The following is a 12755-nucleotide window of genomic DNA, read 5'->3' on the forward strand; positions in this document are numbered from 1 at the left end:
TGATAAAATATAATAGCGAGGTATGGGCTGAAATGCCTGCTATCGCTGTAGTTAGGCGAACAATGATAGCTCTACCATTTTATAAATAGAAAGCAGGGAAGCGTATGACCCCATTCGTCCATTTGCATGTGCATAGTGAATACAGTCTGCTCGACGGGGCTGCGCGTATTCATGATCTGGTTAGTCGTGCAGCAGCGTCAGGTATGACCTCGCTCGCATTGACTGATCACGGTGTCATGTATGGAGCCATCCCTTTTTATAAAGCCTGCCTTCAGCACGGTATTAAGCCGATTATTGGCTGTGAGGCGTATTATACTGCCGGTTCACGGCGAGAAAAGGCAGCACGCAAGGATCAGCCGATCCATCATCTATTGCTGCTTGCCAAAAATGAAACAGGTTACCGGAACCTGATGAAGCTGTGTTCGATCGGGCATCTGGAGGGCTTTCATTATAAGCCTCGGATTGACGGGGAAGCATTGCGTCAGTATCACGAGGGTATTATTTGCCTGAGTGCCTGTCTTGGCGGCGAGATTCCACAGCATTTGCTGCATGGAGAGCCAGAGCTAGCCAAGCAGGCGGCACAGCGGTACTTGGATATTTTCGGTGAGGACTTTTATATCGAGCTTCAGGATCATGGGCTGGCAGAGCAGAAGAAGGTTACACCTCAACTGATCGCGCTGGCGCGTGAGCTGAATATTCCGCTTGTAGCTACGAATGATGTGCATTATCTGACTGAGGATGATGCAAAAACGCAGGATGTGCTGATCTGTATCGGGACGGGAAAAACGGTCGATGATGAGAGCCGTCTGCGGATTCCAACCAATCAATTGTATTTAAAAGATGGCGAGCAGATGGCAACACTGTTCCGTCATGTGCCAGAAGCGATTACGAATACCGAACGCATTGCCGAGAAATGTGAGCTTACCATTCCGCTCGGTCAACCGCTGCTGCCTTCGTATCATCCGTTACCAGATGATTGGAGTGCAGAGCGTTATCTGGAGCAGCTCTGCCATGAAGGCTTGGAGCGTCGTTACGCGGATGGCGAGCTGTGGAACGATACAAACGAACGGAGCAAGCTGGAGGAACGACTTGCATATGAGCTATCGGTAATTGGTAGCATGGGCTTTGCTGATTATTTCCTGATCGTTTGGGATTTTATGAGCTTTGCGCATCGAGCAGGTATTGCCACCGGGCCAGGGCGGGGTTCGTCCGCAGGCAGTCTGGTTGCGTATGTGCTTGGCATTACCAATGTCGATCCAATTCGCTATAAGCTGCTATTTGAGCGTTTTCTGAATCCAGAGCGGGTATCGATGCCTGATATCGATATCGACTTTAGCGATCTGCGCCGGGATGAGATGATCGATTATGTCGTTTCCAAATATGGACGTGATCGCGTCGCTCAGATTATTACCTTTGGTACGCTGGCAGCGCGAGCAGCTGTACGTGATGTGGGACGAGCATTAGCGGTGCCTTATGCGGATACCGACCGCGCTGCCAAGCTCATTCCTGCTCAGATTGGTGTAACGATTCAGCGCGCGCTGGAGCAGGTGCCAGAGCTGCGCGAGCGCTATGAAAAGTCTGCGGCTGTGCGCGAGCTGATTGATACGGCGATTAAGGTGGAGGGCATGCCACGGCATGCGTCTACCCACGCGGCAGGTGTCGTTATTTCCAGCGGCCCGCTGACCGATGTAGTGCCTCTACAGGAAGGCAGCGAGCATGCGGTATTAACGCAGTATGCGATGGAAAATCTGGAAGCGATCGGTATGCTGAAGATGGACTTCCTCGGTCTGCGTACCTTATCGATTATTGAACGCTGTCTGCAATGGATCCAGGAGCAGACGGGGGAAACGATTGATTTTAACCATATTTCTGTTGAGGATAAGCTGACGTATTATATGCTCAGTCAGGGCGATACGATGGGGGTATTCCAGCTTGAGTCTGCTGGGATTCGTCGTGTGCTACGCGATCTCAAGCCGAGTGAGTTTGAAGATATCGTATCTGTAAATGCCTTGTATCGTCCGGGTCCAATGGACTTTATCCCGCGTTATATTGATGGCAAGCATGGACGGATTACAGTGGAATATCCGCATCCAGATTTGAAGCCGATTTTGGAGGATACGTACGGTATTATCGTGTATCAGGAGCAGATTATGCAGATTGCCTCACTGATGGCAGGCTTCTCGCTCGGTGAAGCTGATCTGTTGCGTCGTGCTGTCTCCAAGAAGAAGCGCGAAGTGCTTGACCAGGAGCGGGAACACTTTGTTCGGGGTAGCCTCAAGCTGGGCTATACAGAGAAGGATGCGAATACAGTTTATGATATGATCGTTCGCTTTGCCGATTATGGCTTCCCACGTGCGCATGCGACGGCTTATGGTGTACTTGCATTCCAGACTGCTTATCTGAAGGCGCATTATCCAGTGCAGTTTATCGCGTCCATGTTGACTGCGGTAATGGGCACACATCGTAAAGTAGCTGAATACGTGCTGGAGTGTCAGCGTATCGGAGTAGAGGTGTTGCCGCCGGATATTCATTTGAGCGGTGTGAACTTTACGCCCGTGCTGGAGGAGTCGTCTACCGATTCTTCTACCTCTATTGCCGATCAGAATGATGGAGCAACAGCAACGGATGATCAGCCGGAGCTGCGTTTATATCAGGGAGGCGGGCATATCCGCTTCGGTCTGGGAGCAGTCAAAAATGTCGGTACACAGGCGATTAACAGCATTATCAAGGAGCGTCAGGAGCGACCATTTGATAGTCTGGTGGACTTTTGCCGACGCGTTGATCCCAAAGCATGCAATAAGCGCGTAATCGAATCGCTTATTCAAGCAGGCGCCTTTGATAGCTTGCCTGGACATCGTGCACAGCTGCTACAAATGCTGGACGAAACGATAAAGGAAGCGGCAAAATGGCGCAAGGAGCGCGAGGAGCTACAGATCGAGATGTTCGATTTTGATCTGGGCGAGAAGCCGAACTGGGAGGTATCCTACCCGGATGTGCCTCCATTTACAGCAGGAGAGCAGCTGGAATTTGAACGCGAGCTGCTAGGGTTATATCTATCTGGTCACCCACTGGATGACTACGAAGATGCCATCGAGCAATCCGGTTTATCACGATTGATGAATCTACATGAAGCGGCAGATGATTCAATTGTGGCGGTTGCGGGTATGGTTGTTTCACTCAAGGCAATTACGACCAAGCAGGGCAAGTCGATGGCATTTATGGAGATGGAAGACCAGATTGAGAAATGTGAAGTGGTCATGTTCCCTGAAATCTGGCGTAAATGTCGTGAGCTGGTCGATAAGGGCGTACTGCTGATTGTACGCGGACGCTTGCAGCAGGACGACGAGAGCTTCAAGCTGCTGGCAGAGGAGGTTGTCTCATTGACTCCATCCGCAGCAGCCGAGATGGCAGACAAGGTCAAGCAGCGGGCGCAAGCCACACGAAGCAAGAAGCCGGAGCGCAGTGAAGCTGCATCTGCAAGTCGTGCTACGGGTACAGGGGCATCGACAACAGCGACAAGCACGCGAACCTCGCATACCAAGTCGTCGACCTCGACTGTCAATGTGACCCGAACGGCTTCGAGTGATACAGAGGCTAACGTGAAGACCGAATCTGCTCCAGCGCAAGAGCGTACGCCTAAGCAGCACGTATATATCAAAATTACACGCGAAGCTCAGCAGGCAGGACAGCTAGAGCAGCTCAAACAGCTGTTAGCGGATCATCCGGGTCAGCTCGGTACGATGCTCTTTTATGAAGAGGGGCAGAAGCTGCTTGATCTTAGCGGAAGCTATCGTATCAAGCCGTCACCAGCATTATTTAGCGCCATTGAGCAGATGCTGGGCGAAGGCACGGTGCGTGTGAAGTAACGCGTAAAGTTCATCGCTGGATGCTGGCAAGCCATTGCTGGACGGCTTTAATGAAGTAGCAAGCATGGATTTTACGATTGGTTTGATCTGCGTTAAACTCGTTTTTTCATCCATTCCCTTTGGAATCGATCCATCTGATAGACGATACAGGTGGATCGATTTATTGTGTTGTCTCTTTGTTGCGGTAAAAAAGTGTGGTATGGTATCATTATCCCATTATGTGGGCTTACCACGTCCGGTTTTCACATCCCTGATGATCTGCCAGCAGACAGGTCCGGATGAAGTCCGGTTATACACGTTATTGATCTGGTAGCGCATACGCGCCTTAGGGCACAGCGCGCTAGCAGAATTACACGCTAATCATGCAGCAAACGCACATTGATAAACCGGGGAATAAGTATACGTCTGAAGAGGTGTAGTTGTGTTTAGAGATTTATTCCAAAAGAAAAAAAAATATGCGACCATTCCTTCACAACGTTGGAGCAATGAGCCCGCATCAGATGATGAGCAGCCACAGGAACGCCCAAAACGTGAAATTCCCGAAGGCCTGATGAACAAGTGCAGCAAATGTGGCACGATTCATTACAGTAAAGAGCTCGAAAAGAACCTTAAGGTATGCAGCAATTGTGGCTACCATATGCGTCTAAATGCGATCGAACGCATCGTTATGACTGTGGACGAGGGTAAATTCACCGAGATGGATGCAGGATTGGAATCGATCGATCCGCTGAACTTCCCAGGCTACGCGCAAAAGCTGGAGCAGCAAAAGATGAACTCGGGTCTACGTGACGCGGTAATTACCGGTCAAGGCGAGATTGATGGTCATCCGGTTATGCTTGCTGTAATGAGCTTTGACTTTTTCAGCGGTAGTATGGGCTCGGTTGTTGGGGAAAAAATTACCCGTGCTATCGAAGCAGCTGACGAGCGTGGCTTGCCACTAATCATGTTCTCCACTTCTGGCGGAGCACGGATGCAGGAAAGCATCATCAGTCTGATGCAAATGGCGAAGACAAGCGCAGCGCTTGCACGCTATCAGGAGAACGGCGGACTGTACATATCCGTCATTACCGATCCAACGATGGGTGGCGTATCCGCCAGCTTTGCGATGCTGGGCGATATTATTATCGCTGAGCCGGGCGCACTGTTTGGCTTTGCTGGACGCATCGTTATTGAACAGACGATCCGTCAAAAGCTGCCGGATAACTTCCAGACTGCCGAGTTCAACCTGGAGCACGGACAGCTGGATATGGTCACACATCGTAAGGATATGAAGTCCATGCTGGGCGATCTGCTGGACTATCATACGGGAAAAGGGGGATTTTAAGTGGCAGGAGAGATGCCTTTTGAAATGCCTCTCGTTGAATTGCGCAAAAAAATCGACGAGCTGAAGCAGTTTAGCCAGGATAAGGAAATTGATTTTACCGACGAAATTAACCGTCTGGAAGAGCGTTATCGCCAGATGGAAGGTGAAATTTATACGAATATCAGTGCCGCGCAGAAAATGCATCTGGCGCGTAATCAGCAGCGTCCAACAACGCTTGATCTGATCCCGCTGATCTTCACCGACTTTATCGAGCTGCATGGCGACCGCATGTTCGGTGACGATCTGGCAATCGTGGGAGGTCTCGCACGTCTGGAAGGCAAGCCGGTAACGATTATCGGTCACCAGCGTGGTAAAGATACAAAGGATAATATTGCCCGTTTCTTCGGTAGTCCGCACCCGGAGGGATTCCGCAAATCGATCCGTCTGATGAAGCAAGCCGAGAAATTTGGACGTCCGATTGTGACATTTATTGATACCAAAGGTGCGTATCCGGGTAATACAGCAGAGGAGCGCGGTCAGTCTGAAGCGATCGCTCGCAGTCTGTGGGAGATGGCGAAGCTTCGTGTGCCAGTAGTGTGTGTAGTTATCGGTGAAGGCGGTAGTGGCGGCGCGCTGGCGATTGCTGTCGGTAATCGGGTACTAATGCTGGAGCATGCGATCTATTCTGCTATTTCGCCTAATGGTGCAGCCTCCATTCTGTGGAAGGATGCGTCCAAGGCAGATCAAGCAGCCGAAGCGATGAAGATCACAGCAGAGGATCTGCTGGGAATGGAAATCATCGAAGGCATCGTGCCAGAGCCACAAGGCGGAGCGCACAAGGATTATGAGGAAACAGCTGCTGCGATCAAGCAGGAACTGCTTCACCATTTACAAGAGCTTGCTGGGATGGATGCAGAAGCGCTTGTATTGGATCGTTATAACAAATTCCGCAAAATTGGCGAATTTGTAGAAAAGCAGATTTCGACCAGCTTCGGAACACCCGATCAACAGGAACAAGGCACGGAGGCGACAGAGCAAGTAGCAGTCGCCGATGAAGACAGTGAGCATCTGTCTTCGGTTACGAACGCTTTCCATAACAGTGATTCGACGGATGCACTGCCTCACTAAGTGCTCCCATCGTCACAGCGTGTAATCATCGATGCCGTCCATGCCTCCCGGCAGGGAAGGTCATGGGCGGTATTGGTGCGTTTGGGAGGATATGGATGGCGACAGGGTGGCGGGATAAATATTGTCCATCTCCTGTATACAAAAGCGCGAATTTGTAGTAAATTTAATTGTTGGGGCCTGTTTGCTGTGAGGCGACAGGTTATGTTGGAAAACACACAATAGAGAGCCTTGAAAACGGAGGAAATCAATTATGCGCAAAACGAAGATTGTATGTACGATTGGACCTGCAAGTGAGTCCCTGGAGAACACAAAGAAGCTGATCATGGCAGGTATGAACGTAGCCCGTCTGAACTTCTCTCACGGTGATTTCGAAGAGCACGGCAACCGTATCAAAAACATTAAGCAGGCAACCCAGGAGCTGGGCAAAACTGTAGCGATTCTGCTGGATACAAAGGGTCCTGAGATCCGTATCGGCAAGCTGAAAGAAGAGCCTATCGATCTGGTACAAGATGAGTACATCACGCTGACTACCGAAGAGATTCTGGGCGACCAGCATCGTCTGACTGTATCCTATCAGGATCTGCCAAGCGACGTTGAAGTAGGCTCCACAATTCTGATCGACGACGGTCTGATCGGACTGAGCGTTGTACAGGTACAAGGTACAGAGATCAAGTGCCGTATCGTAAACGGTGGTCAAATCAAAGGCCGTAAAGGTGTAAACGTACCGGGCGTAAACATCTCCCTGCCAGGCATCACAGAAAAAGATGCGAATGACATTATTTTCGGTATTGAGCAGGGTGTTGACTTCATCGCTGCCTCCTTCGTGCGTAAAGCAAGCGACGTACTGGAAATTCGCGAGTTGCTGGAGCAAAAAGGTGCTAAGCACGTTCAAATCATCTCCAAAATCGAGAACCAGCAAGGTGTAGACAACCTGGAAGAAATTCTGGAAGTGTCTGACGGTCTGATGGTAGCTCGTGGTGACCTCGGCGTAGAAATCCCAGCTGAGCAAGTACCACTGGTACAAAAACAAATGATCGAAAAATGTAACCGTGCCGGCAAACCGGTAATCACGGCTACACAAATGCTGGATTCCATGCAACGTAACCCGCGTCCGACTCGTGCGGAAGCAAGTGACGTAGCGAATGCAATCTTCGACGGTACAGATGCAATCATGCTGTCCGGCGAAACAGCTGCGGGTAAATACCCAGTAGAATCCGTACTGACAATGTCCCGTATCGCTGAAAAAGCGGAATCTGCACTGAACTATCGTGAGATCTTCCTGAAGCAAAGCCATGCACAGCAAACAACAGTAACGGAAGCAATCAGCCAATCCGTAGCAAGCTGCGCAATGGATCTGAATGCAACAGCGATCATTTCCTCTACAGAGTCCGGTCACACGGCTCGCGTGGTAGCGAAATATCGTCCACAGGCACCAATCATCGCGGTAACAACGAACGAGCAAACGATGCGTCGTCTGTCTCTGGCTTGGGGCGTGCATCCGGTTAAAGGTTCACAGGCTCACTCCACAGACGAGCTGTTCAACGTTGCTCTGCAAGGTGGTAAAGATTCCGGTCTGCTCAAAGATGGCGATCTGGTTGTAATCACAGCTGGTATCCCACTGGGTAAATCCGGTTCCACAAACCTGATCAAAGTAGCACAAATGTCCTCGAACTAATCGAAGACCTGTGCTGTATAGCATAAGCAAAAAAGCAGTGGCATTGTCCATTGCTTTTTTTGCTGATTTTAGAAACGAAAAGTATGCTAATACGTACACATCAGTGTGAGCGGCCTCCTCACACGGGGTGAAATGAAAAAAGGATTTTTGCGAAGCAAAATATCCATACTACAGTGTGAGCGACCTCCTCACACGCGGTCAAATGAAAAAAGGATTTTTGCAAAGCAAAATATCCATACTACAGTGTGAGCGACCTCCTCACACGGGGTGAAATAAAAAAAGGATTTTTGCAAAGCAAAATATCCATTCTTCAAAGTGTGAGCGACCTCCTCACACGTCATCCAATGAAAAAGCGGCTATACGTTCGTCTACCTATAGCCTTGAACAGACTGCAATGATGATTGGGAGAGTGAAGTATGAGTAAGCAACAATTGAATCTGCCTAGTAACTGGCATGGGATTGCTTTTCGTGTTCGTTATCAGGAGAATGACCCGATGGGTGTCGTGTATCATACCAACTATTTGAACTGGTTTGAATTGGGACGTACGGAGATGATTCGTGATCTGGGCTTCCGTTATCGCGATATGGAGCAGGCAGGCGTGCTGCTGCCGCTAATCGATGCTTCCCTGGCGTATGGTCGTCCAGCCAGATATGATGACCGAGTAGCCGTATATACACGTATTGTAAATTTCTCGCGTCTTCGGATTGACTACGAGTATCGTATCCATCTACTCGCGGATGATGATCTGTCAGTAGGCGATGCATCGGCAGCGGGGACAAGACCGATATTTACAGCAGACGATAAGCTGCCCGGCGAGCCGCTTACGAGTGGTTCAACACGGCATGTATGGGTGAATCGTGAGTTCGCTCCGATCCGGCTTGATAAAGTGTTGCCATCGCTGTATGATGCACTTGTACGGTCCTTGCAGGACTAGAGAGGAGAGCTATCGTTTGAAAAAGTGGATTGCTGCATGCATTATTATTATACCGCTACTGGAGTGGTACGTTTTCCTACAAATGATTGATTGGATCGGCGGCTGGAATACGCTATTTCTGCTTATTGTGACATCGTTGATTGGCGTAGTGATGATGCGCTTTGAAGGTCGCAAGGTGCTTGAAGATACACGTGCTCTAATTGAAGCGAATCAGCCACCAGGACGTAAAATGCTCGATGGATTATGTGTGTTTATCGGTGGTATTATGCTCGTCCTGCCTGGTTTTGTATTGGATGTAGTAGGCTTCACGCTTGTATTTCCACTCACCCGACCACTTTATCGCAATTTGCTGCTCAAATGGATTGAAAAGCGTATGAAAAATGGCTCGATTACGATTTATCGTCCATAAACATAAGCGATAGTGCTTATGCGAACTTTTGAATTTGATAATGACCACCTTATTCATGGTGATCAAAATAGAAGCCTTTCATCGTCATCGAAGTGGAGCAGTCCACTTGCCAGACGGTGAAAGGCTTTATTTGTGCAGGTATTCATAAAATACGTTGATGAAGCGTATACGCAAATTTGCATAAATGTAAGTTGCATGAATGTAAGCCGTACAGAGCGAAGTCGATCCCCTTAATCTTTATGAAAGGGTATCTTCTCTTAGTAAAACCTCAGCAAGACAGATTGCGTACATACGCTAGATAAGTGAAGTCATATCTTTTCAGAAAGTACGATTCCATAGGTATTCCTCAGCGAACCTTCCCATTTACAATATAATTCCGCAGATCGCGAAATACATTGGCACGATTAAGCGCGGCTACCAGTACGAGTGTAACAGGCCCGATAATCAGACCGAGTGCGCCGAATAGCTTCAAGCCGACGAACATACTGATAAGTGTTGCTAGTGGATCAAGCCCGACATTGCTGGCAAGGATTTTCGGCTCCATCATCTGGCGTACGATCAATACAATCACATACAGTACACCCAGACCGATACCGAGTCCTACATTGTCGCTCATAAAGCTATAGATGGCCCACGGCACCATCACAATCCCAACGCCGAGATAGGGCAGCAGATCGACCAGCCCGATGAGCAGACCGATAATCAGCGCAGAAGGCACCTGCAAAATAAATAAGCCTACGATCACGATCAAGCCTGTAATCGAAATCAAAATGACCTGTGCCTTAATATAGCCGAATAGAGCCTTTTGCAGATCGTTCCAGATCGCGGTTGCAGGCTGCCGCACAGTAGCAGGGAACCAGCCGGATACGATACGAGTATGCCGCTCCCAGCTATTACTAATGAAGAAAGCTGACAGCACAACGACTACGATAATCCAGGCAAAGTTAGGTAGCGCCGTCAGGAAATCAAGCACATAATTCAAAATGCTTGTGACGATTCCGCTAACCATGCCGGTTAAACTTTGCGTGGTCTGTGTCAAATTGTCATTCAAGGCGCCCTGCGCTTGTCCCTGCTGTAAAAAGCCGTTGATCTGATCAATGATCGACTGAATACGATCATTTTTCGTCCAGCCGACAAACATGTCACGCCAGCTATCAATATGATCGTTAAACGAGTCCATTAAAGAGATCGTTTCCTGCACCAGTCGTGTAATCAGCAGCGATAGAATCGTGATCAGACCGCCAAAATATAGCAGCAACGAAAGGGATACAGCAAGCCAGCGCGGAAAGCGGAGCCGCTTTTGCAGTAAACGTACCAGTGGGTTCATCGAATAAGCGAATAGCCACGCCAGTAATAGTGGATAAAGTAAGGGAAACAGATAGCGTACGCCGATAATTGTCAAAACAATGATGATCAGCACCCAGACTCCCCGCAAAATCCGTCCACGGATAATAGGATTCAAGTAGTTTGTACTCCTTTCGATCGATCTATAGTGCCAGACAGCAAAATTCGATCTACTCGCCATGCCAGCAATATTATGTAATACCGTTCATAGTAAGAGTTAAACGAGCAAGCAGACCTTTGAAACGAATTCAGCTAGCAAGCGATATTCATTATTTTGCTCCGATTCTGATAATATACATTCGTGGGTGTGACAGTAAACCGATATGGAGAAGAATTGTGAGGTATGTATATGTAATTAAAATATGAAAATGAGTTTGCTATTCGTGATTGAAGCAAAATGTATACAGGCTAGCGAATTATAATCCAACGCGATGCACTATAATGAATGATTTGAATATTTATTCTTTATAATGAATATATAAACGAAAACTGAACTGTTGATGGATATAAGTTTTAACTGCGCATACCCTGTGCAGACGATATATCCCGTAACCAATAATGCTGTCTACACCGTCACTAATCGTCTATTTCCAAGCGAGCCGATGATCCTTTAACGCTCACAAGGCTCGCTTTTTAACTTCCAGAATAAAGGAAAAAACGTTGATAAAATGGTAAATTTCACAGTAATCTATTAGGTATGCAAAGGTTTACAAAAAAAAGTTATCCTCGTGATAAAACAATTTGATATACTAACAATATCTACTTTTGTTCACAAGTCCGTCAAAATAAAGTATGATGATATAAGGTTCTTGGAAGGTTAGTGGCAGGTGTAAGGTCCGGCGATGACAATTTACCCCGATTCCTGCATACAGTAATCTTCATTTTTTACATTTTTAAAAATGTAACGGTTTTCATTTACAAATTGGACAAACTTCAAGAATCGTTCTGCAAAGGAGAGAAGAATATGACAGCTACCAAAGGTTTGGAAGGCGTTGTCGCTGCAAGCTCATCCATTAGCTCCATTGTTGATGGAGTTTTAACGTACCGTGGGTACAATATTGATGACCTGGCTGTGAACGCTAGCTTTGAGGAAGTCGCGTATTTGCTCTGGTTTGGTAAGCTGCCAAATCAGAACGAGCTTGACCAGTTACAAAAGGATCTGGATAAATATGCAGTATTGCCGGATGCACTTATCGAACAAATCAAACTGTATCCTAAAAATATGAACCGTATGGCTGCTCTGCGTAGTGCGGTGTCTGCACTGGCATTGTATGATGAGGATGCCGACGACATGAGCCTGGAAGCGAATCAGCAAAAGGCGATCAAGCTGCAAGCACAGCTGCCAGCGATCGTTGCTGTACTGGGACGCATTTCCGAGGGACAGGAGCCTGTTGCACCGCTTCAAGGTGTATCGATTGCACATAATTTCCTCTATATGCTGACTGGCAAAGAACCGGATCAAGTTGCGATCAAAGCACTGGATCAGGCACTTGTGCTGCATGCTGACCATGAGCTGAATGCCTCTACATTTGCTGCGCGCGTAACCGTAGCTACGCTGTCGGATATTTATTCTGGCGTAACGTCTGCGATTGGCGCACTCAAAGGCCCACTGCATGGTGGCGCGAATGAGGCGGTAATGAAAATGCTGGAAGAGATCGGTTCCCCAGACAATCTGGAGAGCTATATCCAATCCAAGCTGGATAACAAGGAAAAGATCATGGGCTTCGGTCACCGTGTCTACAAAAACGGCGATCCACGTGCCAAGCATCTGCAACAGATGTCCCGTGAGCTGGGTGAGCTGAACAACGATCTGACGCTGTATGATATGAGCGTTCGTATCGAGGAGATCATCACCGAGCGTAAAGGTCTCAAACCGAATGTCGATTTCTACTCGGCTTCCATGTACACGATGCTGGGCATTCCGCGTAACCTGTTTACGCCGATTTTTGCGATTAGCCGTGTATCCGGATGGTCGGCTCACATTCTGGAGCAGTATGAAAATAACCGCATTATCCGCCCGCGTGCTGAGTATGTTGGTCCAACAGAGCAACAGTACAGCCCGGTAGAAGCACGCTAATTTAGCGTGTCTTTTGAG

General features: G+C 48.2%; 8 protein-coding genes. 7 read left to right on the top strand and 1 reads right to left on the bottom strand.

Annotated elements, in window-relative coordinates; translation table 11 throughout:
- The first annotated feature begins 104 nt into the window (after window positions 1–104).
- The 6 genes from IEX62_RS03175 (at window position 105) to IEX62_RS03200 (ending at window position 9316) form a co-directional block, all read left to right on the top strand.
- A complete protein-coding gene (locus IEX62_RS03175) occupies window positions 105–3866 on the top strand; it encodes a DNA polymerase III subunit alpha (protein WP_188773934.1) in 3762 nt (1253 codons plus the stop codon).
- A gap of 421 nt (window positions 3867–4287) precedes the next feature.
- Entirely contained in the window at window positions 4288–5190 is a 903-nt protein-coding gene (gene accD / locus IEX62_RS03180; protein ID WP_188773935.1) for an acetyl-CoA carboxylase, carboxyltransferase subunit beta, read from the top strand.
- Window positions 5191–6297 (top strand): acetyl-CoA carboxylase carboxyltransferase subunit alpha, encoded by a 1107-nt coding sequence (locus IEX62_RS03185; RefSeq protein ID WP_188773936.1) that lies wholly within the window; start codon window positions 5191–5193, stop codon window positions 6295–6297.
- A gap of 250 nt (window positions 6298–6547) precedes the next feature.
- Window positions 6548–7972 carry a pyruvate kinase gene (gene pyk / locus IEX62_RS03190; protein WP_188773937.1) on the top strand — a complete coding sequence of 475 codons (1425 nt, stop codon included), beginning with the start codon at window positions 6548–6550 and terminating at the stop codon, window positions 7970–7972.
- Window positions 7973–8388: 416 nt separating this feature from the next.
- Window positions 8389–8907, top strand: a complete 519-nt coding sequence (locus IEX62_RS03195; protein ID WP_188773938.1) for an acyl-CoA thioesterase — start codon at window positions 8389–8391, stop codon at window positions 8905–8907.
- Window positions 8908–8923: 16 nt separating this feature from the next.
- A complete protein-coding gene (locus tag IEX62_RS03200) occupies window positions 8924–9316 on the top strand; it encodes an FxsA family protein (protein ID WP_188773939.1) in 393 nt (130 codons plus the stop codon).
- A gap of 346 nt (window positions 9317–9662) precedes the next feature.
- Here IEX62_RS03200 and ytvI read toward each other — a convergent pair whose 3' ends face one another.
- Entirely contained in the window at window positions 9663–10778 is a 1116-nt protein-coding gene (gene ytvI, locus IEX62_RS03205) for a sporulation integral membrane protein YtvI (RefSeq protein ID WP_188773940.1), read from the bottom strand.
- A gap of 846 nt (window positions 10779–11624) precedes the next feature.
- Here ytvI and citZ point away from each other — a divergent pair.
- Complete coding sequence (gene citZ, locus IEX62_RS03210; RefSeq protein ID WP_188773941.1) at window positions 11625–12737, top strand: citrate synthase; 1113 nt, start codon at window positions 11625–11627, stop codon at window positions 12735–12737.
- Window positions 12738–12755: the final 18 nt, after the last annotated feature.

Origin of the sequence: Paenibacillus hunanensis (assembly GCF_014645615.1) — a bacterium.
In the GTDB taxonomy this organism is placed as follows: domain Bacteria; phylum Bacillota; class Bacilli; order Paenibacillales; family Paenibacillaceae; genus Saccharibacillus; species Saccharibacillus hunanensis.